This window comes from Streptomyces sp. CB03238, assembly GCF_002099185.1.
Lineage (GTDB): Bacteria > Actinomycetota > Actinomycetes > Streptomycetales > Streptomycetaceae > Streptomyces.
This window is the reverse complement of sequence record NZ_NBCN01000004.1, coordinates 163,861-190,149: the sequence shown is the minus strand read 5'-3', so window position 1 is coordinate 190,149 and position 26,289 is coordinate 163,861. Positions and strand designations below refer to the sequence as shown.

The window sequence follows — 26,289 nt, the reverse complement described above, 5'->3', positions numbered from 1 at the left end:
CGGTCACGGCAGCCGCTTGCGCCAGTCCAGCCCCGTCACGATCATCGCCCGCTCCGGCGAACCGTCCCAGTCCACCGTCAACCCCTCCTCGCCGAGGGCCGCGACGACCTCCCGCCCGACGGCCGCCGTGGTCTCCTCGGAGCCGTCGAACCCTCCGTACAGCAGATACAGGCCATGCCCGGCCGCCGCGCCCTCGGTGCACTGCGTGTGGAAGAAGACGAAGCCGCGCGAACTCCCGTCCCCTTCCTCCCCTATCTCCGACATCCCGCACGTGCGGCAACAGGTGAAGTCCTCCCGGGCGACGATTCCGCGCGCGTCGAGCGCGGCGAAGGCCCGCGAGACCCGCTCCGGGTCCGTCGTCCCCTCCCACCCGGCCTGCTCCTCCAGCCGCTCCCGCCACAGCCGGTCCACCAACTGCCGTGCCTGCGCGGGCGACACCGGTCGCTCGTCCCCGCTGACCAGCCACTCCTCTGCGGCCTCGGCGAGCTGCGCCCGGTTCGCGTACCCGCACACCAGGAGCTCGCGCACATGCTCCTCGACCTGCTTGCGTATCTCCGCGGCCGGCTCCGGCACCGGCTCGGGCAGCGGCTCGGGCAGCGGCAGACGGATGAGCTGCCAGGGCAGTCCGGCGTCCCAGCCGTCCTCGTGCCGGGACCACCGCACCATGACCTCGGCGACCCGCCCCGCGTCGGTCAACTCCGCCATGAAGTGCCGCTCGGGCGCCCCGTCCCGGTGCTCCAACTGGTAACCGCCGCCGTCCGCGTGCCACACCTGGACGAAGACATCCGGCACGTCCGGTATCCGCTGGACCACCAGGAAGCGGTCCCCGTCCGCGCCGATGCGCAGCACCAGCTCCCCGAGCCGCTCCGCCGAAACGCGGGCGTACTCCTCGCCGTTCTTCTCCGTCTCCACCCTGACCGCAAGCATGAGCCCACTCTGGCAGACGCCACTGACAGTGACGGCGGCAGCGAAAACGCCGGAGGGCGCCCACCGTGATCGGTGCGCGCCCTCGGCCGTGAACCGGGTGCCGGATCAGACCTGGCCGGCCTTCTCCAGCGCGGAGCAGCAGGTGTCCACCAGCAGGCGGGTCACCGTGTACGGGTCGACGTTGGCGTTCGGGCGGCGGTCCTCGATGTAGCCCTTGCCGTCCTTCTCGACCTGCCACGGGATGCGGACCGAAGCGCCACGGTCCGAGACGCCGTAGCTGTACTCGTTCCACGGGGCGGTCTCGTGCAGACCGGTCAGGCGGTCGTCGATACCGGCGCCGTAGTTCTTGACGTGGTCCATCGGCTTGGAGCCCTCGCCCAGCGCCTCGCACGCGGTGATGATCGCGTCATAGCCCTCGCGCATCGCCTTGGTGGAGAAGTTGGTGTGCGCGCCGGCACCGTTCCAGTCGCCCTTGACCGGCTTGGGGTCGAGGGTGGCGGAGATGTCGAAGTCCTCGGCGGTGCGGTAGAGCAGCCAGCGCGTGACCCACAGCTGGTCCGAGACCTCCAGCGGCGCCAGGGGGCCGACCTGGAACTCCCACTGGCCCGGCATGACCTCGGCGTTGATGCCGGAGATGCCCAGGCCCGCCTTCAGGCAGTTCTCCAGGTGCGCCTCGACGACGTCACGGCCGAAGATCTCGTCCGAGCCGACACCGCAGTAGTAGCCGCCCTGCGCGGCCGGGAAGCCGCCCTCGGGGAAGCCGAGCGGGCGGGAGCCCTTGAAGAAGGTGTACTCCTGCTCGATGCCGAAGATCGGCTGCTGCGCGGCGAACTTCTCCGCGACCTCGGCCAGCGCGGCACGCGTGTTGGACTCGTGCGGCGTCATGTCCGTGTTGAGGACCTCGCACAGGACGAGGACGTTGTCACCGCCGCGGATCGGGTCGGGGCAGGAGAAGACCGGCTTCAGCACGCGGTCGGAGGCGTGGCCCTCGGCCTGGTTGGTGCTGGACCCGTCGAAGCCCCAGATGGGCAGATCGGCGACGCCGGTGGCGGCGGAGCCGGCCAGTATCTTCGTCTTGGAGCGAAGCTTGGCGGTCGGCTCGGTGCCGTCGATCCAGATGTACTCAGCCTTGATGGTGGTCACGGGGGCCTCATCCTTTGCGGGTGCAGCGGTATGTCGCGCAGCTTCGCAATACGGGATTTCCCGACCGTTGCCCGTTTGTGAACCCCGTGTTACTCAGGTTTCCCGTGTTTCCCGCAGCGGCTGTGCGCGCGCGTGCGCGTGCAGTGGCGGCTTCGTATACGGAGCTCATGATTCTCGTACGGAGGACGGAGGGCAGACTGGCGGTCATGGACAGCACGCCGCGCATCGGACTCCTCGGTACCGGCCCTTGGGCCGACCGCACGCACGCCCCCGCCCTGGCCGCCCACCCCGGCGTGTCGTTCAGCGGGGTGTGGGGCAGGCGCCCCGACGCGGCGGCAGCCCTCGCCGCCACGCACGGGACACGGGCGTACGACGACGTGGACGCGCTGCTGGCGGCGAGCGACGCGGTGGCCTTCGCCCTGCCGCCGGACGTGCAGGCCCCACTCGCCGCACGGGCCGCGGCGGCCGGGTGCCATCTGCTGCTCGACAAGCCGGTCGCGACGAGTGTGGCGGGCGCCCGCGAGGTGGCGGAGGCCGCCGACAAGGCGGGCGTGGCGTCCGTCGTCTTCTGCACGCTCCGGTTCGCCTCGGACACCGCCCCGTGGATCGAGGACCAGGCGGCGCTGGGTGGCTGGTACCTGGCGCAGGCGCACTGGCTGGGCGCGCTGTTCTCGCGCGGGGCGACGAGCGCGTACGCCGCCTCGCCCTGGCGCCGGGAGAAGGGCGGGCTCTGGGACGTGGGCCCACATGTGCTGTCGGTGCTCCTGCCCGTGCTCGGAGATGTGACGGAGGTCACATCGGCCGTCGCGGGCCCGGGGGATGCCCGGCACCTGGTGCTGCGGCACGTGTCGGGCGCCGGCAGCACGGTGACGCTGAGCCTGAGCGCCCCGGTACGGGCCTCGGAGGCGGGCATCGCGCTCTTCGGCGAGCAGGGGCGGGCGGTGATGCCCGGCTGGGCGGACGCGGTCGGGTCGTTCGGGGCGGCGGTGGACGCGCTGCTGGGGTCGGTACGGAGCGGGGAGGCGCATCCTTGCGACGTACGGTTCGGGCTGCGCGTGACGGAAATCCTGGCGGAGGCGGAGGCGCGGCTCGCCGACTGAACCGCGCCTCCTGTCCGGGGGCTCCGGCCCGCCCGTCAGCCGACGCGCTCGATGCGGGCCTTGCGGATCAGGAACTTGCCGGGCTCACGGACCTGCTCGAACGCCGCGTTGTTGAGCAGGGCGCAGCTTCCGGACACGGAGGTGACCTCGACGGTCGTCGACTTGTCGTTGTCCAGGTTGGTCACCTTGAGCTGGGTCCCGAGCGGAAACTGGTTGCTGGAGGCGGCAGGGGCGCCGCCCTCACCCGAGAGGGTCACGGTCGACCCGGCGCAGACCACCTCGCCGGCCTCGCCACCGCCCTGCTGGCCGCCCTGCCCGGCGGGCGGCTGGGCCGTGGCATCACCGGCACCGTTGCCCGAGCCCTGGCCATTGCCCTGCCCATTGCCCTGACCCTTGTCCTGCCCGTTGCCGGCGCCCTGGCCATTGCCCTGGCCTGCGCCTGCGCCCTGGCCATTGCCCGCGCCGGCACCCGGCGCCTGGCCGCCCGCCTGAGCGCCGCCCGCCTGAGCGCCGCCCGCCTGGGCGTCACCGGCGCCACTGTCCTGCGCACCGCCCTGCCCGACCTCGCAGCCGGCAGCGGCCTGCTGGCGCTTGATCTGCTCGATGACCGCCTGCCGGTTGGCGATCCGCGCCTCCGACTGGGCGTCCGGGTTGGCCCGCTGACCGGCGATGAACTTCTCGTTGTTGCTCAGCGCCGTGGCCAGGCCGCCGCAGGCCACCGACGCCTGGCTGGTCCCGGTCATCACGATCGCCGTGCCGCCGGCCATCGCGGCCGCGCCGACGAGCAGGGCGAGCTTCTTCTTACCGCTGAGCGTCTTCTTGCGTGACACGTAGGGGCTCCTGTCCCCGGCCGTACGGGGGAGCGGCGGCCGGATCGGTTCCGTGTGTGCCCCTACGTACGAGTAGCAAGCCGGTTCTACTCAACTCCCTTTTCCCTCAGCAGACTTCGTACGCCACCCAGGAACCGCCGCACCGCGTCCACCTCGCCCTCCCCCAAGCCCCGCAGCAACGTCACCGTGCCGTCGATCAACGGCCTGAAGTGCGCCCTGCCCAGCTCCTTGGCGCGGTCCTCCACGGTGAGCAGCACGCGCCGCCGGTCGCGTTCGTCGCGTACGCGTGCGATGTGGCCGAGCCGCTCCAGGCGGTCGATGACCGCGGTCGTCCCGGCGGAGTTGAGCCCGAGCTGTGCGCCGAGCCACCCCGCCGTGGCGTCCGTACCGGCCCGCTCGGCATCCAACAGGCAGATCAGGGCCCGTACATCGGTGGCGTGCATGCCGTGACGGGTGGCGAACTCGGCCTGCCGCAGCCCGAACTCCACCGTGACGGCCCGCAGCAGATGGAAGATCTCCATCTCCTTCGACAGCTCCATGGACACGTGACACCTCCGGCGTATCATCTCGTTCACCGAGATTATCGCTCAGCGAGACGATTTATCGACCGGAGGCACCGATGGTGACCGACGCGTTCCTCGCGGCCTACGACGCCGTCCTCGCCCAATGGCCCGAGGGGACCGGACAGTCGACCGTCCCCACCCCTTACGGCAGCACCCACGTCAACAGCCACGGCCCCCGGGACGCCCCGCCCGTCGTCCTCCTCCACGGCGGCGGCGCCACCTCCACCGTCTGGTACGCCACCACCGCCGAACTCGGCCGCACGCACCGCGTACACGCCGTCGACACCATCGGTGACCCGGGCCGCAGCGTGGCCGGGCCCGGCGACCGCCCGGTCCGCACCGTCACCGACCTCATGGCCTGGCTCGACGCGGTCCTGGACACGCTCGGGCTCGGCTCCGTCGCCCTGTGCGGCCATTCGTACGGGGCCTGGACCGGCCTCCACTACGCGCTGCGCTCCCCGCGCCGGGTGACCCGGCTCGTCCTGCTGGACCCGACGAACTGCTTCACCGGCTTCAGCCCCTGCTACCTGCTGCGCGCCCTGCCGATGCTGCTGTGCCCCACTCCGGCCCGCAACCGCTCGTTCCTGGAGTGGGAGACGCGCGGCGCGCCCCTCGACCCGGCCTGGCTACGGCTGGACGCGCACACCGCCGACTTCCCGGCCGCCAGACCGGTCAACGGCCCCCGCCCGTCCGCCGACGCGCTGCGCGCGCGCCCTGGAGGTGCCCACCCTCGTACTGCTCGCCGAGAGGTCCCGGGCCCACGACGTCCGCAAGGTCGCCGCGGCCGCCCGGGGCCTGCCCGCCGTACGGACGGAGATCCTGACCGGCGCCACGCACCACGCGCTGCCGCTGGCCTCCCCACCCGGTACGGACCGCCGTATCGCCGACTTCCTGACCCGGTCCTGACCCGATCCTGATCCTGATCCGGCCCCGGCCCGGCCCCGACCCCGGCCCCGACCCGACCCCGGGGTCACGACCGGCTGAGCGCGTCCCGTACCGCCTCGTCCGTCCGGGCCACGACCGCCGTGCCGTCGTCGGCGGTGATGATCGGGCGCTGGATCAGCTTCGGGTGCACCACCAGCGCCGTGATCCAGCGCTCTCGCGAACCGGCCTCGCGCGGCCAGCCCTTCAGCCCGAGCTCCTTCGCGGCCGTCTCCTGGGTGCGGGTGATGTCCCACGGTTCGAGGCCGAGGCGGGTCAGCACGTCCCGGATCTCGTCGGCGGACGGCACGTCCTCCAGGTAGCGGCGGACGGTGTAGTCCGCCCCTTCCTCGTCGAGCAGCTTCAGAGCGCCACGGCACTTGGAACACGCGGGATTGATCCAGATCTCCATGCCCGTCACCGTACCCGCCTCCCCTTCCCACGACCGGTCAGAGCCGTGCTGGCCAGGGCCGATTGTCAGTGGGCGGCAGTAAAATCGAGGTAGTTAGTGAGGGCCCGGGGGAGGGTCCCCACACCGCGTACCAGGAGGTCGCCGATGGCCGTTGCCGCACTCACGACACTGTCCCTCGAACCCTGGAAGCCCCTCAAGAAGAAGCCACTGCCGGCGGGTCGGCCCCGCGAGTGGTACGTGTCCCACAACCGCCGCCTGAAGGCCATGCGGCTGGCGATCGCCCTGCTCGACTCGGGCGTCTACCACCCGTCGAAGGCCGACAACGAGACGATACGGAGCACGGCGGCGCGCCTTGGCGTCCACCCGCCGTCCGACATCACGTGCCGGATGGTCCGGGCACTGATCCACAGCAGCCGCTGAGCACCACCCGTGCCCGCCCGCCCACAAGGGTGACCGGCGGGCACGGGACCGCACGGCTACACCCCGGCCCCACCGAACAGGGCGCCGATGTACGCCTCCAGGCGCGCCGCCAGCACCTGGGGCGTCAGATCGGTACGGCCCAGCTCCCGCCACGGCCGGGCCACCTTGTCCGCGTACGGGGCGAACGCCAACGCGTCCAGGAGCCGCCAGTACAGCCGGGCCCGAGGGTCCCCGGACAGTACGCCGCCGTGCGCGGCGTACCGCTCGGCGAACCGCAGCCCGCACTCCACCCCGTACAGCAGCACCAGCGCCGTCGAGCAGTGCGCCACGTCCAGATCCGCCGGCCCCCAGGAGGTCTCCACCCAGTCGACGACACCGCTCAGCCGCAGCCCCTCACCGGCGCCCGTGAACAGGACGTTGCCCGGATGGAAGCCCCGGTGCAGGAAGCACCCTTCGTACGCCGGTGCCTCCCGCCCGATCACCTCCATCGCCCGCCCCCACAGCTCCGGCCGGGCCGTACCCTCCGGCAGCCTCACCCGCTCCGGCGCCGTCCACGCCTGGTACGGGCGCGGGCGCGCCCCCTGCGGCACCGTCACACCGTGAACGCCCATCAGCTGCCGCGCCAGCAGCTCGACGCGCGCGTCCAGGTCCACCTCGTCGACCCGTACCTCACCGGGCAGACGCGTCATCAGCAGCGAGGGCGCGTCGCAGAACTCCGCCGTGGCGTCCACGGCCACGCACTCCGCGGCCGGCACATCCGTACCCGCCAGCAGGCCGAGCACCTCCGCCTCCCGGGTGAGCAGCCCCGGTGCGTGCCGCCGGTAGAACGGCTTGACGAACGACCGCAGGACGAGGTCCCGTTCCGTCTCCGTCCGCAGCAGGCGCATCTGTGACGTGCCGCCACCGCGCAGCCGGTGCACCGACCGCACCCGTTCCCCGTCCGGCAGTTGCTTCGCCACCCAGTCGAACGTCCGGGGCTCCGCCAGCACCGCGTCGACGAACCGCCGCCGGTCGTCCGCCTCGTACCGCAGCCACCGCGCCAGGTGGTGGTCCGCCCGCTCCAGGTCCAGCCGCCGGTACCGGGACCGGACGGTGAGCGCCTCCTCGACCGCCTCTGTCACGGCCGGCGGAATCACATGATCCGTGCCGGGTACGACCAGCACGGCCGTACCCTCGTACGCCGCGAACGCCTCCAGCGCCCGGGACGTCCGCCAGCTCTCGGGCCGCCGGATGATGCCGGTGAACGCACCCCGCCCGTCCCCGAACGGCACCCGCCACGCCTCCTCCGCGTATACGGCGGGCGCGCACAGCCCGATCGCCCGCACCCGCCGCCCGTAGTGACCGACCAGGTCGGCGACGGTCTGGCCGCTCATGCTGAAGCCCACCAGCACCAGCTCGTCGCCCTCCGGCACCACCCGGTCGATCACCGCCCGCCCCTGGACGAACCGCCGCTCCAGGCTCAACTCGCGCAGCGCCCCGCTGCTTTCGCCGTGCCCCGAGAAGTCCAGGGCGAGCGCCCGGCAGCCCCGTCCCGTGAACTCCCCAAGAAGCGGAAGGAGCCGCTCCGAACTGCTGGTCCCCGCCCCGTGCAACAGCACCACGGTCACCGCCACCGCCGCATCGCGCGGCTCGCGCACCGTATGGCTGATCCGCTCCCCATCACATGTGATCGCGTCCATGGGTAGGTTCTATGCCATGTCCAGCCCCCGCCCCCGTATGACGGACGAAGAGCGCCGCACCCGCCTCGCGGTACGCCACCACCTCGCCCCGGCCGCCCGCGCGGCCACCGTCGAACAGGTGGCGATGTCCCTCACCGCCCTGCACGGCACCGACCCCGCCACCGTCCACCTCGCCGCCGGTGCCCGCCTCACCGACCAGGCCGGCCCGGTGGCCGCCATGGAACGCGCCCTGTACGAGGACCGCACCCTCGTCCGCATGCACGGCATGCGCCACACGCTCTTCGTCGTGCCCACCGCCCTCGCACCCGTCGTGCAGTCCTCCACCACCCACGACGTCGCCGCCCGCGAGCGTGCCACCCTCATCAAGCAGGTGACGGCGGGCAGCACCCTCGACGAGGCATGGCTCGCGGATGTCGAGAAGTCGACCCTCGAAGCCCTCGCACGGCGCGGCGAGGCCACCGCCACCGAACTGGCCCAGGACGAACCACGGCTGCGCGAACAGTTCGTGTACGCCCCCGGCACCAGCTACGAGCAGCGCCAGACCGTCTCCTCCCGGCTGCTGCGTCTGCTCGGTACCGAGGCCCGCGTCGTCCGCGGCCGGCCGCTCGGCTCCTGGACGTCCAGCCAGTTCCGCTGGGCGATCGCGCCCCCGCTCCCCGACCTCCCGCCCGCCGAGGCCCGGGCCACGCTCACCCGCGCATGGCTGGCCTCCCACGGCCCGGCGACCGAGGCGGACCTGAAGTGGTGGACCGGCTGGAAGGTCACCGACGTACGCAAAGCCCTCCAGGCCGTGCACGCCGTCCCGGTCGACCTCGACGACGGCACCACCGGCCACGTCCTGCCCGACGACACCTCCCCGACCGAACCCCCGGCTCCCTGGGCGGCCTTCCTTCCCGCCCTCGACCCCACCCCCATGGGCTGGCAGGCCCGCGACTGGTACCTCACCCCCGCCCACCGCACCGCCCTCTTCGACCGCAGCGGCAACATCGGCCCCACCGTCTGGCGGAACGGCCGCATCATCGGCGGCTGGGCCCAGCGCCCCGGCGGCGAACCGGTCTGGCGCCTCCTCACGGACACCGACCCGGGCCGCGAGGCCCACACCGCCATCGAAACCGAAGCGGCCCGCCTCCACGCCTGGCTCAACGGCACCCGCGTCACCCCCCGCTTCCGCACCCCCCTGGAACGGGAACTGTCCGCCTGACCCCGCTTCGCGCGTGCCTACCCCTCCGGGACCTCCAGCCGCACCCACCGCCGGAGCGGACCGGTCACCGGCCGCTTGTCCGCCAGGCGCATCCCGGCAGTCCAGCAGGCGTACGCGATCCGGTCGCGCCGAAACGGTGCGGCACGGCGTGCCGGGGCTCTGCTCTGAAGCGGGGCGAACTGCCGCGTCCGCGCGGTCGGCATAGGGCGCTTGCTCTGGCGGCTCCGGCCTCCCGGCCTCCGACAGCCCCAGGCGACGACACCGGCCGAGGGGTAAGGGCGGGGTGCAGCGCATGGGGCTGACGACGCTTCGGAAGACCGGCCTCCACCAGGGCGCAACAGAAGACGGGGGCCGGGCATCGTGGACCGACGCACTCTCACCAACGAGCCGCCCCAGCGAGGGACACGGGCCGCAGTGGGCGTGGGCCGGTGCTGGGGGTGACCGGCTTCCGCGGCTTTACCCACTGACAGTGGCCAGTTCGAATTCCCCACGTACAGCCAGTCCCGGAGTTCACGGACGGTAGTCAGTGAGGGGAACGCGGATCGCGCTCCACAGGGTGGACGCCATCTCCGCGCCCGTGCCGAGCGGTGCGTACCGCATGGGGCGGGGTGTCGGTCCGTCTCGCCGACGCCGTGTCCGCCCACGCGATGTCGTCCACCGCCAGCCCTGGCTCGCGGGCCGCGGTCGCCGGAGTCATCCCGGTGAACTTCAGGACGTCGCGATGCAGGTGGGACTGGTCGACGTAGCCGCTGTCCGCCGCGATCCGAGCTACGTCCTCGCCCGCCGCCAGGCGGTGGACGGCATGGTCGAAGCGGACCAGCCTCGCGGCGCGCTTGGGCGGGAGACCGATCTGCGCCCGGAACCTGGACCACAGGCGTTTGCGGCTCCACCCGACCTCGGCCGCCAGTTCGTCGATCCGGACTCGGCCGCGGCTGCCGACGATCCGGTCCCAGGACCAGGCCACCTGGGGGTCCACGGACGGCCCCGTCTCCGCCCGGCGGGCGAGCAAGGCGTCCGTCAGGGCGAAACGGTCCTGCCACGATCGGGCTTCGCCGAGTTGCTCACGTATCCGCGATGCGCCCCGGCCCCACAGGTCGTCGAGGCTCACTACCTCGTGCTCCAGCTCCGCCGGGGAGGTGCCCAGCACCGCGTACGCGACCAGCGGGGACAAGCGCACCTCCACGCACTCGATGCTCTCGCCCCGCACGTGAAGGGGGCCGTGCGTGAACCCGGCGACAAGGCTTGTCAGCTGCTGCCGACCCGTGGCGGTATCCACGACGAGCGGACCGTCACCGAAGTCTAGAACCAGCGTGACGGCCGGGTGCGGGACCACCCGCATGTCGACCGGGCCGGCGTTGCGGTCGCGGAATCCGGCCAGGCTGACGCCGGCTGTCCGGCTGGGCCGTGGCGGCCTCGCAACGTCCCACCTGGCCACCGCCTCACGCTCGCGCACACGGGATCGCGTGGATCGCATCGCCCCATGCTAAGCGGGTACCGACGGGAACATTCGTCCAATACACCGGCACGCACTGAAGGCGACAGTGGGTCCATGAGCCACGACATCATCCAGAACGCCTTCCAGGCGCTCGCCAGTAACGACCCGGACCGGATCTCCGCGGTCCTCACCGAGGACGCCGAATGGCTGTCGCCCCCTGGGAACGCCACCGCCGTCGCGCTCGGGGCGACCCACCACATGGTGGGCAGGGAGGCAATCGTTCGCTTCTTCGCCCAGGACTTCCCCCGCTTGTACGCGCGTGACGTCGCGGTCGCCTTCCGCGGGGTTCACGTCGACGGCGAGCGGGTGGCCGTGGAGGCGGCCATGACGGCGACGCTCTCCAACGGAAACCACTACAGCAACGACCACTGCTTCGTCATCGAACTCCGAAACGGACTGATCCACCGGGTCCGCGAGTACGCGGACACAGCCCGCGGTCTCCGCATGGTCTTCGGCGAAGTACCACGGTAGTTGTCCCCGATCCGGCCGGTGGACCCACCTCGGCGACCCCGGCGCACGACCAGCAGGCCGCCCATCATCGACAGCCGCAACGCTGAGTGATCACTGGCGGCCAGATATCTCCCCACCAACTGGCCGCCAGTGGGGAATTCCAACTGGCCACTAACAACCCACCTCCCCGATTCGGGTCCCGTGCCACTCATGGCGCAGGCATTTCAGTGGAGTGTCCCGTTCCTCAGCTTCATCCCGCCAAGTGCCGTTTCGTTTCAGCCGGGACGCGGAGAGCGCGTGTACATGCCGGCGACCGCTCGGATAGTCACGCCCATGACAAGGCGATCACGAGGGGGAAGAGCTTTGAGCAGAACCACAGCATTTGGTCGCCGTGCGGGCGCCGTCACCTTAGCTATCGCCATGGCGGGAGCGGTGGCACCGGCTGCCCACGCGGAGGAAGTCCGGGCGACGCCGACAGCTCAGGACACTGCACAACTGTCCGAGACCGCCGACAGGTACCTGCAGAAGCGAGCTGACGCCGTCACCGTGACGGGCGCTGTCCAGCGTCGCGCTCTGAGCGCACCCCAGAACGTCACCGGCGAATTGGCAGGCGTCATCGAGGAAGACTTCGCGGCGCTGGCTGATCAGGGGCGTGTGCTGAAAGAGGTCAACGGTGGCTACACGCGCGCCGAAGTCGACGTCACCGTGGACAGCACCACAGTCGCGGGCGACACCGCCACAGTCGAGGTTACCGAGGACACCCGCCTCTACTACCCCGACGTGCAGCCCGACGAGCCGGAATACGAGGAGTACTCCCTGCCCCACACACTGACCTACACCCGGGCAGCAGACGGCGGGTGGCTTCTGGCGGACGACAAGGCGAAGGTCGACCCGACCGGACCGGCGCCGACCACACAGATCACTGAACCGATCGACGCACCGGCGCCTGACTCCGAGGACGAAGGACCCAAGGAAGCCGCTACCCAGACGCCGCCGCCTGCCGACGGAGTGACAGCCACACCGCGGGCGGCCAACTACAGCAAGATGGCCGCCTACGCCGACCGGCACTGGAAGAACACGAACTCCGACTACCGCGTCTACGACAACGACTGCACCAACTTCATCTCCCAGGCCATGCGCGCCGGCGGATGGGGGAAGACCTCCGGCAGCGCAGCCAGCCGGAAAGGACAACCGCAAGTGGTTCTACGGCAGCTTCACGTGGACCACGAGCTACACCTGGGCGGGTGCGGAAAACTGGTACTGGTTCGCGATCAAGCACTCCAAGCGAACGTCAGCCCTCACGAACGTCTGGCACCTCGCCCTGGCTGACGAGCTCCAGGCAGACTGGAAGCGCGACGGCATCCTCGACCACACCATGATCGTTACGAAGCGGTCGAAGAACGAGGTGTTCCTGACCTACCACACCCCCAGCACGCACAATAAGAAGCTGAGCACCATTCTCGCGCAGTACCCGCGTGCTACCTGGTACCCCACCGGACATGACCAACTGGTGAGGGAAACGGATGACCTTACGAAAGCCTTTGGCGCTAGCCACCACGCTTGTCTTCGCACTGCTGGTCGGCTGCGCCCAGGAGGAGCCCTCCTCGGCTGGTCGGAGCGAACGTGAGACGGCGGAAGCGTACGTTGCGGCGCTCAACGCCCGCGATGTCGAAGCCCTCGTAGAACTCGGCCCGCCCGGTTACGAAGAAACCGAGCAGGACGCACGGAAGGTCATTGCCACAGACGGCGGACGCGGCCTGAAGCTCAAGGACGTGCGGGTGTCTCACGAGTTCGGAGACGACGTGGCCAGTACGCAGGTCATCGCAACCGACCGCGACGGCAAGCCCTTCAGCACCTACGTGCAAATGTCCCGCCACAACGGAACCTGGGTCGTAGCCATGGGACACGCACCAGGCGCCGGACAGGACGGCAAGAGCTCCGCCACTACCGACCGCCCGAAGTAGGGTCACACGCCTGTAAGTGATCACAGTCGAGTGCACCGGACCACCCTGTTGATCCAACGCCAGGGTGGTCCGGTCATTCGTTGCCATGGGTCGGCCCATGGCAGCCCCATGACCCAGCTATGCGGTGTGCATGCCATGAGGGCCGACGGCTAGGTCGACGGGCTCGGCTCACGGTTGGCCGATGGAGGGCGTACCCCGGTCAGTTCCTCCGCGCGCTTGCGTAGCAGCGGAGCCAGCTCTGTGTACCAGCCGCGGCCGACGGCCTGAAGCATCTCGGCAAGGGCGATCTGTTCGCCGATGTGGCCGGCGGGGGTGTCGAGGACGTGTGCGAACTCGGCGCGGATGCGGTCGGCGACGGCGGGGACGCGGAGGCTGTTGACGTAGAGCATGCCCGGGTCGTAGCCGACGGGGACGGCGCCCCAGCGTTCCCAGTCCAGGATGACGAGGGGGTGGTGGGTGAGGTTGGCCCACTGGAGATCGGCATGGCCGGTGACGCGTTCGGCGATGGTCGGCGCGGGGATGCCGAGAAACTCGGGGAACACCCGGTCCGCCCAGGACTGTTGAATGGTCTCGCGGGGCGGCTCTGCTGTGCTGAGGGCGTCCAGGCTCTCCCACAGCGTCGCCCACCAGGAATCCGGCAGTCCCGGGTCCTTGGTGAGGTCGGGGGTTTCCGGGGAGATGACCGGCTGGGCGATGTAGTCGATCAGTTCTGCCTCGAAGACGTACAGGCCGTCTTCCCAGCGGAGCAGTTCGTGCAGGCGGGGCCGGGAGACCTTGTCCGAGACCCGTTCCTCGGCGACGGCGATGCCCTCGTTGCGGTGTTCGGGGGTCTTGGATGCCTCGCCGCAGTGGACGCGCAGCCAATGGCCGCCGCCGGTACGACTGCCGATGGTGCGGCCCAGCCACCCCCACGCCGGTGTTCCGGTCGTCGTGGTCGAGAGCCTGGCGGCGGCGTGCGCCAGGGCATTCTCCATGCGTGCCCTGGTGGTCTCATCCTTGGGCGAGTACATCGATGACCTTTCTGAACTGGCCCCGGTCGAGCGGGGAAGCGATGGCGTCCTTGGCGGCGTTCCAGTGCTGTTCGGTGCTGGCGGACACCAGTACCACGTCCAGGTTTGGGCAGGAGGCTGCAGCGAGGAGGCAGGCGGCGGCCGGTGAGGCTCCGGCGCGGACGAACTCGGCGAGTTCGGGTGTGGCGAGGGTGGCCAGCTCGCCACCGTGCAGGGGTGCAGCGCCGAAGGTGATCAGGCCCGCTGCACGGGCATGGACCAGGGGACCCCGACCGGCGAGGGCGAGAGCGATTGGCCGGGACATAACGAGGCTGACCGGCTGCTGGATGGCCCGCAGGTGATTTTCACTCGATCCGGCGGCTTCCTTCGCCAGGCCCAGGAGTTCGGGGACAGTGAAGGCCCCGTGCTGGAATCCCGACCAGGTGGCCACGCCGTATCCGCTGATCCTGCCTGCGGTGGCGAACTCGCGCGCTGCTGGAGCGTGTGAAGGGCTAGCGGGTGGCGCGGGTGATCCAGTCCAGGTAGTCGGCGCGGCCGGCGTCGATGTTGAACGCGATGACCTCCGGCGAGTCGTAGGGGTGGTTGTCCACCAGGTGCTTCTCCAGCGCCTCGCGCCGGTCGCCGGTCGTGCGGAACATCACCTGATATTCGGTGCCCTCCGAGACTGCGCCGAGGTGCCGATACGTCGTCTCGATGGGGCCGGTCACCTGTCCGGAGGCGGCCAGACTCGCCTCCACCGCCGAGCGCGACAGCTTCCGCGCGGCGTCCTGGTTGTCCACGGTCGTGATCACGATCAGGAAGTCAGCCATGAGGGCAACGTACCCGCCCCGTCCGCCGCCCGGTGCTCTTGAACCAGGTGTGGACCACGAACCAGCGAGGGCCGCCACCCCGACTATGGGATAGCGGCCCTCGCAGCGTTGCTGACACCAAGTCAGAGGATTGGACGGGGTGCACAAGGCGGCGGAAAGCAAGCGTTGACAGCGAGAACTACTGAGAAGAGTTTTCGCAGGTCAAAGCCTATTGCCAGGGCTTCAGTCCAGGTCGCCCGGCCCTGCCGCTCTTCCAGAACCAGCCAGGGACCGAGGCGCTCCGACAGGACCGCGGACCGCGACCACCGGCACGCCGCAACGACCGCCTGAGACATCTTCAGCAGGCCCTATGTCAAGCGCTCGGCTGGGAAGTCCCAGCCGAGCGCTTGCGTGAGCCACGAGCCGCCTGATCGTTACGATCAGGTGCAGCGGCGACCTATGTGATCAGCCGTGTGTCTGGTGGGACCCTTGGTCATCACCTCACCGGTCCTTCTGGAAGAGGACCACGAACCTGTCGTTGTAAGGGGTCTCCTCGTCTTTCGGCATGAGCAGAAGTGACAACCTGGAGCGTTCACCGGCGAAACGGACGTCCACGGATGCTTCCTGCTCACCCAGGGCGAAGTCCGCCGTGGCGGGGCGCTGGGCGGCGTCACCCCAGCGGGCCACCCAGCGCTTCGCTTCGTCCTCGGTGCCACTGTCCTCCCCTGCCACCTCGGCCAGGCCATCGGCGTCCCGGGCCTTGAGGCGGGCCAGGACATGCTCGGTGGTGGCGAGGCTGCCAGGGGTGGGGCGCCCGGTGACGGTCAGGTCGAGCTCGGCGGTGCCGTCCTTTACACGATCGGGGGTCTTGTCGGTGGACAGTGCATCGCAGCCGCCGAGCAGCAGCACGAGTGCTCCCACCAGCCACACCGATCGGCGCGCCCGGCTCAACTGCGCTTCCCCGGTCGGATGATGCTGATGGCGCTGAGGTGTTTGTTGCCCTTGAACCACTGGTTGAGGGTGGTGTGGGTCTTGCGGCCATGCTGGGTGATGCTGATGTTGCCTCCCTTGGCCGCGGTGACGACACCGGTGTGGTTCCACCTCTTGGAAGAGGTGTAGTAGCCGAAAATCACGTCGCCTGGCCGGGCATCGTAGCGTGAGATCTCGCGACCGCCGCGGTAGTTCTTCAGGTGCTGACGCAGGTTCGCCGCAGCGGCCCAGGTGTAGCTGTCCACGCGCCACCAGCCGATGTTGTTGCGGAACCAGCGCGATGGGTTCTTGCGGCCGCCCTTGCGCTGCTGCATCTTCCCGCCCCAGTGCAATGCCTTGGAGACGAAGTTGGCGCAGTCGGTGTCGTAATCCCACGCGATGCCGGCGTTGCGCTTGGCCCAGCTCGCCGTGCCGCTCGCGTCAGGCGCTGCACGCATCGCGACCCCCTGCGTCGTCGTGGCGGCCACGGGCTCATCGACGAGCATGCCGTCGGCGTCCAGCTCGATAGGCAGGGCTTCCTCGCCGTCGACGACTTCCTCGACACTGGTTTCCGCGGGCGGGGCCACGCTGGCAGCCTGTGCGGCATCGTCCGTCGTGGGGAGGGTGACCTCCACGGCGGCGTCATCGGCCTCCACGCGCAGAATGCCGTCCGCGAAGAGGAAACGGCCGGGCAACTCCCCCTCCTCCGGCTCCTGAGTACCGTCAGTGTTGGTCAGCACGCTGTGTTCGACAACGGTGCCGCGCACTACCACGCTGCCGTCGGGTCCGGGCCCGGTGAGCACGTCGTTGAACGTCGTGGTCATCTCGGTGAAGCGGCGCCCGTGACGGGCGTACGCGCCGCGACGGTCGTTGAGCTCGGGCATCTGCTGCTCCAGCAGATGCCGGAACATGGCACCGTGCGGACTGCTTGCGGCGGCCTGCTCGCTGGTGGTGTACGTGCCCTTGAGGACTCCGGCTCGTGCGGAGAAGTAGTCGCGCACCGCCTCGGTGTAACTCTCCTGTCCGGCGACAGCGACCGGCTGGACCGCGGCAGACACCGCCGCCGTCGACGCGCCGTGTGCCGAGCCTGCGGTGACGGTCACGGTGTGGCCCGCACCGTTGGTGAGACCGGTGAAGACGGCACGGGTGCCCTGGGTGGTGGTACGGGCGACCTCGGCACCGTCGCGGTTGACGACCACGGTGTACGTGAGGGCGTCGGTGGCGGCGCCGGGGTCGGTCGGCGGGTTCCAGGTGGCCAGCACCCCGCTGTCGGCTGGGACGGCCTTGACGTTCTGCGGGATGCCAGGAGCCTTCGCGGGAACGTAGGACACCGTCAGCACCGGACGCAGCGCCGGGTCCGTGGCGCGCGAGGAGTGGTAGACCACACCCGGCGCCGCGGTCTTCTCATCGCCGAGCTGGATGCTCAGGCCGTGGTTGTCGGTCCCGGACAGCCAGTCCGCGACGAGCGCCGCCAAATTCAGGTCGCCGAGCACGGCCGGCAGTTCGTTCTCGGCTAGCATTGGCTCCTCGCTCGCCGCCGCGGCGAGTGCCTGGCCGCTGAGGGAAGGGTCCCACGCGCCGGCAAGGTCCCGCAGGGTGGCGGCAGGCTCTGTGCAGGTGGTGTCGCCGTCGGCTCCGCAGTCGGCTCGGTGCAGCTTGAGCCGTGCGTCGGTGACTCGGGCGCCGGGCGGTACGGCTGACAGGTCGGCCTTGAACCAGCTGCGCCAGGCCGTGTCACCAGGGGTGCCGACGCGCAGCGTCCCGTCCTCGACGGCTGCGCACGGGATGTCACCGCAGTCGGTGGCACCGACGGGCGCGGTGGCGTCGCGCAGCGCGGCGCCGGTGATATCGACGGTGCGGACCTGCGGGACCGGCTCGATCGCCGCGGCCTTGGCGGTGAAGGTGCGGTTGGGCGTCCACGCCGAGCAGGCCGTGTCACCGCAGGCGCGCATCGCCCACTGGTAGGCGCGCCCGGGCACGAGCGTGCCCTCGGGGATCACCGTGGCGACCCGCGCCCCGTTCTCCTCGAAGGCCGGGGGCAGTTGCACGCCGGCCAGGGGCGCACCCGAACCGTCGAACAAGGCGAACTCGCCGCGCAGGTACGGGCGGTTGCCGGAGGTCAGCACGCCGGACAGCATCGGGGTGGGGGTGTCCTCGGCGCCTTCCTGCAGCGCGCTGGGAACATCCGGGACGGGCAGGACGGCGGGCTTGGGGCCGATGCCGAACTGGTAGGCGGTAACGCCGGAGAGGAGACCCGCGGAGTCGACGGTGCGTGCGTGCAGGATGTGCCAGCCCTTGGCGGGGGTGATCTTGATAATCTGCGGTTTGCCGCCGGTGCCGGCGGGGTCGTTCACCTGCTGCGGGGTGTTGGGGTCGTCCAGCCCCCACAGGAAGCCGCGGCCGTCGGTGGACGTCGTGGTGAAGGTGCAGCCGATCTCACCGCTGGTTTCGGTCCACGCGTCGCGCGGGACGCCGGTGCAATCGATCTGCGGTGCGGAGGGCCTGCCCGTGTTCACCCGGAAGGTGGTGTAGTCGCTCCAGGGGCCGTATACGGAGCCGTCGTGGGCGCGCGAGCGGACCCGGTAACCGAACGCGCCGAGCTTCTTGTCCGCCGGAAGCGTCAGCATGGCGGTGGAGCCGGAGGCGACAGCGCCACTGGTGCCGCTCCAGATGTAGGTGCCGGCGTCGTTGAACGCCGGATCGGGCGTGACCTCGAACTGGGCCCGTACGGTGCCACCGTCGGGATCCGCCGCCTTCGCCGAGAACGTGGGAGTCACCGAGGTGGCGTAGGTGCGCTTGTTGAAGGGGTTGTATGAGGACGGCGAGAGCGCCGTCGACACCGGCGCAGCGGGCGGGTTGTTGTACGTCACCGACAGGACCGGCACGTTGGTCGCCGCGTTGCGCGAGTTGAACCGCTTCCAGGCGTAAGGGTCCGTCTCGTCGGTGGCGCGGATGCCCAAGGCGTTCTGGTCGTACGCGTTACCGGCCCAGGCGCGGGTCAGCGTGGTGATGTCGGCGGTCACCCAGCCGTCCGCACAACCGGAGCCCCCTGCGGTCTGCGCGGAGCTCGCCCACTTGCGGTTCCAGGAGGGCTGCGCGGTCCAGCGAGTCGCCGTGCTGGGAGTGCTGGTGTCCCACACCTCCCAGTCACGCGCCTGGCAGGACCAGGAGTGGTAGTTCCACAGCTTCAGCGTGGCTGACTTGATGTCCTTGCCCTTCACCGCCCGGGTGTCGAAGCGGAGGAAGGAACGGGCGACCTGGTCAGAGCCGTTGTTACCGAGCTTCAGCTCGGTGGCGGTGGACTGGTCGGTGGTGTAGCCCTCCTGGACGAAGGTGGTGAACGTGGTCAGCAGACCGACTGCCGGGTCGACGGTGACGGGGAATCGTGTGGCCGGATCTGCCAGGAACTTTGCGTCCGGGGTGAGGGTCAGGTCGATCCGGTCGCCCTGCTGGGCCGCGGACAGCGCGACGGGGGCGCGGTGCGTGTTGTCACCGGAGCGTGCGTCGGTGCGCGCGTCCCACATCACGGGCGCGGGAAGGGTGCCCGCCTGCTTGCCGGTGCGTGTGTCGGTGAAGGTCACGCTGCCGTCCGCGACGGCCTTGGCGGTCAGGCCCTTTGCGGTGAGCGTCATTCGGAGGGTGCCCGCACCCTTCACGGCCTGGGGCGAGTTGAGTACGAGGAACTGCTCGAATCCCGTGCGGGTGGCGGAGACGACGAGGTCGGCGTGCGGCAGCGCCCCCGGATACGTCGCCCGAGTGCCGTCAATGCGCGGCTCAGGCAAGGCGCCCCGCCAGCCCAGCTCAACGTGCTTGCCCTCGGGCGAGGTGAGCGACACCAGCGGCGAAGCGGCGGGGACTGGAGCCGAGGTGCGCAGCCGACGGGCGGCCGTTGCATCCGCCCGGGCGGGCGTGGGCCTGCCGAGCGTGAGGTCCAGCGGGTGCGCCTTCGACACGACGGTGCCGTCGGCGGCCTTGGTGAGGCTGACGTCCACGGGGGTCCATGCCCCGTTGTCGGCACGGAAACGGACAGGGCCGGCGGCCTGCTCCTCCGTCACCGTGCCGTCCGGGTTCGCCCACAGCGTGCGGGTCTCGGTCCGGGCGTCGGTGACCTCGGCCCGCTTGCCCGCCAGCCGCGCCCGGAGCAGCGCTGATGTGACATCGCCCTTGGGCTGCGGCGTCCCTGTCGGGCGCCCGGCAGCGGCGGCTGCGATGCCAGCCGAGAGGGCGACGCTCGGCGCGGCCACGTCGACGGCGAAGAGTCCTGAGAGCACCAGTGAGGTCACGACGGACCGTCTGAATCTGGACATACGTATGCCCTGCAAGAAAACCCTCCCCTTAAAGAATTCTTAAAAACAGGGCGCAAGTGTAACCATGCGGTGTAGGACCTTTGACGGGTGCTTCACAACCAAGGGGGAAGTGGGTCTTTCGCACGCCGGACCGACACCGCCGCAGACGGCCACACCCCTGTGCTGGCACTGTCCGAGGATCACATCGTCCCCAGCCTCAGGCCAGGGCGCGCGTAGCCGGACGGCGGTCAGTAGGTGCGTGAGTCTTACGCGGCTAGCTGGTAGCGCTTGTGAATCGTTCGCGGGCCTTCCCGGCAGCGCCCAGACTCCTCCCGAGCGAGGACCGGTACCGCACTCGCTCCGAGCCGTGCACGCCCGGAACTCCGTCAGGCCCTTGGCCACCTTGGGCATTGGGTGATCGAACCGGACGGCCCGAGAGAACGACGCGTCGCCGGCGGCGTAGCCCACCGGTGGGGGCCAGGATCCAATCCCGACCACCACCCTCATGCCAAAGATCAGTTACGGGACAACCCTTAGCTAGAAGGCTGCCGCCGTACACAGGCCCTGGACAAACCGGCGAGGGCCGCTACCCGGCTATGGGTAGCGGCCCTCGCGGCGGGCTGTCTGGCATCAAGTCAGAGTATTGGCCGGCCGGTGCACACTCGGTGCACAAGGGGGCGGAAAGCAAGCGGTGACAGTGAGAACTACTGAGAAGAGTTTTCGCAGGTCACAGCCTGTTTCCAGGGCTTCAGCCCAGGTCGCCCGACCCCGACTCTTAGATGTCGAAGTACAGCTCGAACTCGTGCGGGTGCGGACGCAGCTGGATCGGGGCGATCTCGTTGGTGCGCTTGTAGTCGATCCACGTCTCGATCAGGTCGGACGTGAAGACACCGCCCGCCTGCAGGTACTCGTTGTCCTCCTCCAGGGCGTCCAGGACGGCCGGGAGGGAGGTCGGGACCTGCGGGACGCCCGCGTGCTCCTCGGGGGCGAGCTCGTAGAGGTCCTTGTCGATCGGCTCGGCCGGCTCGATCTTGTTCTTGACGCCGTCGAGGCCCGCGAGCAGCAGGGCCGAGAAGGCCAGGTACGGGTTCGAGGACGGGTCCGGGGCGCGGAACTCGACGCGCTTGGCCTTCGGGTTGGAGCCCGTGATCGGGATGCGCATCGCGGCGGAGCGGTTGCGCTGCGAGTAGACCAGGTTGACCGGGGCCTCGAAGCCGGGGACCAGGCGGTGGTAGGAGTTCACCGTCGGGTTGGTGAACGCCAGCAGCGACGGGGCGTGCTTCAGGATGCCGCCGATGTAGTAGCGGGCGGTGTCCGAGAGGCCGGCGTAGCCCTGCTCGTCGTAGAAGAGCGGGGAGCCGCCCTGCCACAGCGACTGGTGGACGTGCATGCCGGAGCCGTTGTCACCGAAGATCGGCTTGGGCATGAAGGTCGCGGTCTTGCCGTTGCGCCAGGCGACGTTCTTCACGATGTACTTGAAGAGCATCAGGTCGTCGGCCGCGGCCAGCAGCGTGTTGAACTTGTAGTTGATCTCGGCCTGGCCGGCGGTGCCGACCTCGTGGTGCTGGCGCTCGACCTGGAGGCCGACGTTCTCCAGCTCCAGGGAGATCTCGGCGCGCAGGTCGGCGAAGTGGTCGACCGGCGGGGCCGGGAAGTAGCCGCCCTTGTAGCGGACCTTGTAGCCGCGGTTGTCCTCGAGGGCGCCGGTGTTCCAGGCGCCGGCCTCGGAGTCGATGTGGTAGAAGCCCTCGTTCGCCGAGGTGTTGAAGCGGACCGAGTCGAAGACGTAGAACTCCGCCTCGGGGCCGAAGTACGCGGTGTCCGCGATGCCGGTGGACGCGAGGTAGGCCTCGGCCTTCTTGGCGATGTTGCGCGGGTCGCGGCTGTACTGCTCGCCCGTGATCGGGTCGTGGATGAAGAAGTTGATGTTCAGCGTCTTGTCGCGGCGGAACGGGTCCAGGCGCGCCGTCGACAGGTCCGCGCGCAGCGCCATGTCGGACTCGTGGATCGCCTGGAAGCCGCGGATCGACGAGCCGTCGAAGGCCAGCTCCTCGGACGGGTCGAACGCCGTGGCCGGAATCGTGAAGTGCTGCATCACGCCGGGAAGGTCGCAGAAGCGGACGTCGATCATCTTGACGTCGTTGTCCGCGATGTACTTCTTGACGTCGTCGGCGTTCTGGAACATCCAACTCCTCCTACTCCCACCCGGGGGAGGGCGGGGTTGTAGCTCGGTCGTGCGCCAGTGCGGTGGCACACGCTGGTTCTGACCCTAGGGACGCGGGATTTCTCAAGCGTGACCCATTTGTTTCGACCAAGTTAACCGGCGCGAGGGCTCGCGCGCCCGACCAGACCCGGGTCGAAGTGATCGAAAGCGGGCACAGTACGGTGGTCGGGTGGACAACAGGCAAGCAATCGGATCGTGGCTCTCCGGGCCGCGCGCGGCCGCCGAGGAGATGGGCGCCGACTTCGGTTACCGGGGTCAGCGGCTCGGCCTGCCGCAGGAGGGGCCGGGTTCCATCGCCCCCCTCGGACGGCGCTTCGGCGCCCTGTTCATCGACTGGATCCTGTGCATGGTGATCGCATACGGCCTGATCGCACCGGGTGACCAGGCGGCGGCGGGCAACTGGGCCGTGGTCGTTCTGTTCGTACTCAACGTGCTCACCGTGGGCACGGTCGGCAGTACGCCGGGTAAGCGGCTGCTCGGGCTGCGGGTGATCTCCGTCGACGGCGAGCGGCTGGGCTTCGGCCGCGTCGCGGTGCGCAGCGTGCTGCTGTGCCTGGCCATCCCCGCGCTCATCTGGGACCGCGACGGCCGTGGACTGCACGACCGTCTCGCGGGCGCCGTGCAGGTGCGCGGCTAGCGGTACGCGAAGAGGGGCGCCCCGCCACGACGGCGGGGCGCCCCTCTTCGTACGCGTACTCCTAGCGCATCTTTCCGCCGCGCGGCATCCGCATGCCCTTGGGCATCGGGCCCTTCGGCAGCGGCATATTGCTCATCAGGTCGCCCATCGCCCGAAGCCGGTCGTTGGCGGCCGTCACCTGCGGGCCGGAGAGCACCCGGGGCAGCTTCAGCATGGTCGTACGGACCTTCTTCAGCGGCACCTGGCCCTCGCCGTTGCCGACGATGATGTCGTGCACCGGCACGTCCACCACGATGCGGGCCATCTTCCTCTTCTCGGCCGCCAGCAGCGTCTTGAGCCGGTTCGGGTTGCCCTCGGCGACCAGCACGATGCCGGCCTTGCCGACGGCGCGGTGCACCACGTCCTGGTTGCGGTTCATCGCCACCGCGGGGGTGGTCGTCCAGCCGCGGCCCACGTTCTGCAGGACGGCGGCCGCCGCGCCCGGCTGGCCCTCCATCTGCCCGAAGGCCGCCCGCTCGGCGCGGCGCCCGAAGACGATCGCCATCGCGAGGAAGGCCAGCAGGAAGCCCAGGATGCCCAGGTAAACGGGGTGCCCGACCAGGAAGCCGATCGCGAGGAGGACGCCGAAGACGACGATTCCCACGCCCGCGACGACAAGACCGACCTTCGGATCGGCCTTTCGGGTCATCTTGTACGTCAGAGCGATCTGCTTCAGTCGCCCGGGGTTCGCAGCGGCGTCACCGCTGTCTGATTTTGCCTTCCTCGCCATGCTGTGAAGTTTACGTGGCCGAGGAAGTGCGGTCGGCCGCGGCCTCCAGTACGTGCTGTGCCTCGACCCTGTCCCTCGCCCGGCGCCGGTCCTCCAGGACGGACGTCCAGGCATTGCGGCGGGCGGTGCGCTGGCCACCGCTGAGGAGCAGGGACTCCACGGCGCGCAGGGCGTCGGTGACGGACGGGAAGGCGTTGGCCCGGACCTCACGGAGATCGGGTACGGCGTGTGTCCGGCGCGTCCGGTCTGCCTTGCGTACCTGCTGAGTGGCGGCCTGCATGTCGGGGTCCTCCCTGGGAGCGGGTTCGGCGGGAGTGGGGGAGTGACGCGCGCACGGCGCACGCGGCGGCGTGTGCGCGGGGCGTACAAGCATCGTCACTGATTGGTGTTACCAGGGCGTGACCGACCGGTCAAACGCCGATGAAACCCCGGTGCGGGCGCCGACATGCCGACGCGGCCCGTGCGCGCCCCTCACCTGGGCGCATGCACGGGCCGCGTCGTCACGCCCACCACCGCTTGTGCGGCGATTCACACAGTGGCCTGGCTCCGCCGCTCCATCGCCTGCTGGAACAGCCGGCCGGCCCGGTACGAGGAGCGGACCAGCGGGCCCGACATCACACCGGAGAAGCCGATCTCGTCGGCCTCCTCCTTCAGCTCCACGAACTCCTGCGGCTTCACCCACCGCTCCACCGGGTGGTGGCGCACCGAGGGGCGCAGGTACTGGGTGATCGTGATGAGCTCGCAGCCCGCGTCGTGCAGGTGCTGGAGCGCCTCGCTGACCTCCTCGCGGGTCTCGCCCATGCCGAGGATCAGGTTCGACTTGGTCACCAGACCGGCCTCGCGGGCCTTGGTGATGACCTCCAGGGAGCGCTCGTAACGGAAACCGGGGCGGATGCGCTTGAAGATCCGCGGGACGGTCTCGACGTTGTGCGCCAGCACCTCGGGGCGGGAGGAGAAGACCTCGGCCAGCTGCTCGGGCACCGCGTTGAAGTCGGGGATCAGCAGCTCGACCTTGGTGTGGCCGCCCTCGCGGTCCGCCGTCATCGCGTGGATCTGCCGCACGGTCTCCGCGTACAGCCAGGCGCCGCCGTCCTCCAGGTCGTCGCGCGCGACGCCGGTGATCGTGGCGTAGTTCAAATCCATCGTGACGACCGACTCGCCGACGCGGCGCGGCTCGTCACGGTCCAGCGCCTGCGGCTTGCCCGTGTCGATCTGGCAGAAGTCGCAGCGCCGGGTGCACTGGTCACCGCCGATGAGGAAGGTCGCCTCGCGGTCCTCCCAGCACTCGAAGATGTTGGGACAGCCCGCCTCCTGGCAGACCGTGTGCAGTCCCTCGCTCTTGACGAGCTGCTGGAGCTGGTTGTACTCGGGGCCCATCTTCGCCCGGGTCTTGATCCACTCGGGCTTGCGCTCGATGGGGGTCTGGCTGTTCCGGACCTCCAGGCGCAGCATCTTGCGTCCGTCGGGTGCGACTGCGGACACGGCTGGCTCCTACGGCTTCGATTCCTCGGCGAACACCAGGGTACGCCCGATAAAAGTGTGGCCTTCTCGGCGGCTGTCGTTACGCCTGGCAAACCTCTGGCCAGACGTACGCATTCCTAGGCGGACGCGACGGCTTCGGCCGGGGCGGCGGGGTCCGGTTCGCGCACGATCTCGCGGGGCTTGAGCTCCGCGTTCTCCAGTACGTCGCGCAGGTGCCGCTCCACCACCGGCAGCACCTCGGCGATGGTCACCTCCCGGCCCGCCTCCTCCGACAGCGACGTCACGCCCGCGTCCCGGATGCCGCACGGCACGATCCGGTCGAACCAGGTGTTGTCGGGGTTCACGTTCAGCGAGAAGCCGTGCATGGTGACGCCCTTGGCCACCCGGATACCGATCGCCGCCAGCTTGCGGTCCTCGCGGCGCTGGCCGGCGTTGGACGGCGCGTACTCGGGGCCGTTCAGGCGCGCGTCGAACTCCTCGTCGTGCAGGCGCGGGTCGAAGTCCAGCGACAGCCCGCCCAGCGACGGGCGCTGCTCCACCGGGTCGCCCAGCACCCACACCCCGCTGCGGCCCTCGACCCGCGTGGTCTCCACGCCGAACTCCGCCGCCGTACGGATCAGCGCCTCCTCCAGGCGGCGCACGTGCGCCACCACGTCCACCGGGCGCGGAAGCTTCATGATCGGGTAGCCGACGAGCTGGCCGGGACCGTGCCAGGTGATCTTGCCGCCGCGGTCCACGTCGATGACCGGCGTACCGTCCAGGGGCCGCTCGCTGTCCTCCGTGCGCCGCCCGGCCGTATACACGGGCGGGTGCTCCAGCAGCAGGCAGGTGTCGGGGACCTCGTCCGCGAACCGGGCGGCGTGGACCTCGCGCTGCATGTCCCACGCCCGCTGGTAGTCCACCGCATCCGCGCCGAAGCCCGCATGGACGAATCGCAGCTCACTCACGGCAACGCCTCCCTAGAACCTGTTCGCGCCCCACGCCACTGTACGGCGGCGCCGGGGATCCCGGACGGGCAG

General features: G+C 70.1%; 24 protein-coding genes and 1 pseudogene. 8 read left to right on the top strand and 17 right to left on the bottom strand.

The window, feature by feature from the left end:
- Window positions 1-3 precede the first annotated feature (3 nt).
- Window positions 4-927: a hypothetical protein gene (locus BKD26_RS08155; RefSeq protein ID WP_084897151.1), complete on the bottom strand. Its 924-nt coding sequence runs from the start codon at window positions 925-927 to the stop codon at window positions 4-6.
- Window positions 928-1,032: 105 nt separating this feature from the next.
- Window positions 1,033-2,070, bottom strand: a complete 1,038-nt coding sequence (glnII, locus tag BKD26_RS08150) for a glutamine synthetase (RefSeq protein ID WP_084897150.1) — start codon at window positions 2,068-2,070, stop codon at window positions 1,033-1,035.
- 206 nt (window positions 2,071-2,276) lie between these two features.
- Between glnII and BKD26_RS08145 the strand changes: the two genes are divergently transcribed.
- Window positions 2,277-3,170 carry a Gfo/Idh/MocA family oxidoreductase gene (locus BKD26_RS08145; protein WP_084897383.1) on the top strand — a complete coding sequence of 298 codons (894 nt, stop codon included), beginning with the start codon at window positions 2,277-2,279 and terminating at the stop codon, window positions 3,168-3,170.
- 35 nt (window positions 3,171-3,205) lie between these two features.
- Here the strand turns inward: BKD26_RS08145 and BKD26_RS08140 are convergent, their stop codons facing one another.
- Together BKD26_RS08140 and BKD26_RS08135 are read right to left on the bottom strand one after the other, a co-directional pair.
- The gene (locus BKD26_RS08140) at window positions 3,206-4,000 is read right to left on the bottom strand and encodes a hypothetical protein (RefSeq protein WP_084897149.1); all 795 of its coding nucleotides are present in this window, start codon (window positions 3,998-4,000) and stop codon (window positions 3,206-3,208) included.
- A gap of 86 nt (window positions 4,001-4,086) precedes the next feature.
- Window positions 4,087-4,539, bottom strand: coding sequence for a MarR family transcriptional regulator (locus BKD26_RS08135; protein ID WP_107417806.1), 453 nt, complete (start codon window positions 4,537-4,539; stop codon window positions 4,087-4,089).
- 80 nt (window positions 4,540-4,619) lie between these two features.
- On the opposite strand from BKD26_RS08135, the pseudogene BKD26_RS08130 reads away from it, so the two are divergent.
- Window positions 4,620-5,469 (top strand): annotated as a pseudogene (locus BKD26_RS08130) (alpha/beta hydrolase).
- Between the two features lie 64 nt (window positions 5,470-5,533).
- Here BKD26_RS08130 and BKD26_RS08125 read toward each other — a convergent pair.
- Window positions 5,534-5,896: an arsenate reductase family protein gene (locus BKD26_RS08125; protein WP_084897148.1), complete on the bottom strand. Its 363-nt coding sequence runs from the start codon at window positions 5,894-5,896 to the stop codon at window positions 5,534-5,536.
- 144 nt (window positions 5,897-6,040) lie between these two features.
- Between BKD26_RS08125 and BKD26_RS08120 the strand changes: the two genes are divergently transcribed.
- Complete coding sequence (locus BKD26_RS08120; protein ID WP_084897147.1) at window positions 6,041-6,316, top strand: hypothetical protein; 276 nt, start codon at window positions 6,041-6,043, stop codon at window positions 6,314-6,316.
- Window positions 6,317-6,372: 56 nt separating this feature from the next.
- Here BKD26_RS08120 and BKD26_RS08115 read toward each other — a convergent pair whose 3' ends face one another.
- Entirely contained in the window at window positions 6,373-7,995 is a 1,623-nt protein-coding gene (locus BKD26_RS08115) for an alpha/beta fold hydrolase (RefSeq protein WP_084897146.1), read from the bottom strand.
- A gap of 16 nt (window positions 7,996-8,011) precedes the next feature.
- Here BKD26_RS08115 and BKD26_RS08110 point away from each other — a divergent pair, with 16 nt between their 5' ends.
- Window positions 8,012-9,196, top strand: a complete 1,185-nt coding sequence (locus BKD26_RS08110; RefSeq protein ID WP_084897145.1) for a winged helix DNA-binding domain-containing protein — start codon at window positions 8,012-8,014, stop codon at window positions 9,194-9,196.
- Window positions 9,197-9,719: 523 nt separating this feature from the next.
- On the opposite strand, the gene BKD26_RS08100 is transcribed toward BKD26_RS08110, so the two are convergent.
- Window positions 9,720-10,670 (bottom strand): helix-turn-helix domain-containing protein, encoded by a 951-nt coding sequence (locus tag BKD26_RS08100; RefSeq protein ID WP_084897143.1) that lies wholly within the window; start codon window positions 10,668-10,670, stop codon window positions 9,720-9,722.
- A gap of 75 nt (window positions 10,671-10,745) precedes the next feature.
- Between BKD26_RS08100 and BKD26_RS08095 the strand changes: the two genes are divergently transcribed.
- The 3 genes from BKD26_RS08095 (at window position 10,746) to BKD26_RS39725 (ending at window position 13,105) form a co-directional block, all read left to right on the top strand.
- On the top strand, window positions 10,746-11,162 hold the full coding sequence (locus tag BKD26_RS08095) for a nuclear transport factor 2 family protein (protein ID WP_084897142.1): 417 nt from the start codon (window positions 10,746-10,748) through the stop codon (window positions 11,160-11,162).
- A 342-nt stretch (window positions 11,163-11,504) separates the two neighbouring features.
- Entirely contained in the window at window positions 11,505-12,470 is a 966-nt protein-coding gene (locus BKD26_RS08090) for an amidase domain-containing protein (RefSeq protein WP_179166461.1), read from the top strand.
- Between the two features lie 194 nt (window positions 12,471-12,664).
- A complete protein-coding gene (locus BKD26_RS39725; RefSeq protein ID WP_143662623.1) occupies window positions 12,665-13,105 on the top strand; it encodes a hypothetical protein in 441 nt (146 codons plus the stop codon).
- A 149-nt stretch (window positions 13,106-13,254) separates the two neighbouring features.
- Here BKD26_RS39725 and BKD26_RS08075 read toward each other — a convergent pair whose 3' ends face one another.
- From BKD26_RS08075 to glnA, 6 genes are all read right to left on the bottom strand, one after another.
- Entirely contained in the window at window positions 13,255-14,115 is an 861-nt protein-coding gene (locus BKD26_RS08075) for a hypothetical protein (protein ID WP_084897138.1), read from the bottom strand.
- Window positions 14,096-14,545: a hypothetical protein gene (locus tag BKD26_RS08070; RefSeq protein ID WP_179166460.1), complete on the bottom strand. Its 450-nt coding sequence runs from the start codon at window positions 14,543-14,545 to the stop codon at window positions 14,096-14,098. The genes BKD26_RS08075 and BKD26_RS08070 overlap by 20 nt, the downstream gene beginning before the upstream one ends.
- 61 nt (window positions 14,546-14,606) lie before the next feature.
- A complete protein-coding gene (gene cutA / locus BKD26_RS08065; RefSeq protein WP_084897137.1) occupies window positions 14,607-14,924 on the bottom strand; it encodes a divalent-cation tolerance protein CutA in 318 nt (105 codons plus the stop codon).
- Between the two features lie 480 nt (window positions 14,925-15,404).
- Window positions 15,405-15,824: a hypothetical protein gene (locus BKD26_RS08060; protein WP_143662622.1), complete on the bottom strand. Its 420-nt coding sequence runs from the start codon at window positions 15,822-15,824 to the stop codon at window positions 15,405-15,407.
- Window positions 15,825-15,850: 26 nt separating this feature from the next.
- A complete protein-coding gene (locus tag BKD26_RS08055; RefSeq protein ID WP_084897135.1) occupies window positions 15,851-20,179 on the bottom strand; it encodes a DNRLRE domain-containing protein in 4,329 nt (1,442 codons plus the stop codon).
- A 754-nt stretch (window positions 20,180-20,933) separates the two neighbouring features.
- Window positions 20,934-22,343, bottom strand: a complete 1,410-nt coding sequence (gene glnA / locus BKD26_RS08050) for a type I glutamate--ammonia ligase (protein WP_084897134.1) — start codon at window positions 22,341-22,343, stop codon at window positions 20,934-20,936.
- Between the two features lie 208 nt (window positions 22,344-22,551).
- On the opposite strand from glnA, the gene BKD26_RS08045 reads away from it, so the two are divergent.
- Complete coding sequence (locus BKD26_RS08045) at window positions 22,552-23,019, top strand: RDD family protein (protein ID WP_084897133.1); 468 nt, start codon at window positions 22,552-22,554, stop codon at window positions 23,017-23,019.
- A 61-nt stretch (window positions 23,020-23,080) separates the two neighbouring features.
- Here the strand turns inward: BKD26_RS08045 and BKD26_RS08040 are convergent, their stop codons facing one another.
- The 4 genes from BKD26_RS08040 to lipB all read right to left on the bottom strand — a co-directional run bounded on the left by BKD26_RS08040 (window position 23,081) and on the right by lipB (window position 26,217).
- Window positions 23,081-23,788: a DUF4191 domain-containing protein gene (locus BKD26_RS08040; protein ID WP_084897132.1), complete on the bottom strand. Its 708-nt coding sequence runs from the start codon at window positions 23,786-23,788 to the stop codon at window positions 23,081-23,083.
- A 10-nt stretch (window positions 23,789-23,798) separates the two neighbouring features.
- Entirely contained in the window at window positions 23,799-24,068 is a 270-nt protein-coding gene (locus tag BKD26_RS08035; protein ID WP_073752059.1) for a hypothetical protein, read from the bottom strand.
- A gap of 248 nt (window positions 24,069-24,316) precedes the next feature.
- Complete coding sequence (gene lipA, locus BKD26_RS08030; RefSeq protein WP_084897131.1) at window positions 24,317-25,270, bottom strand: lipoyl synthase; 954 nt, start codon at window positions 25,268-25,270, stop codon at window positions 24,317-24,319.
- 116 nt (window positions 25,271-25,386) lie between these two features.
- Window positions 25,387-26,217 (bottom strand): lipoyl(octanoyl) transferase LipB, encoded by an 831-nt coding sequence (gene lipB / locus BKD26_RS08025; RefSeq protein ID WP_084897130.1) that lies wholly within the window; start codon window positions 26,215-26,217, stop codon window positions 25,387-25,389.
- Window positions 26,218-26,289: the final 72 nt, after the last annotated feature.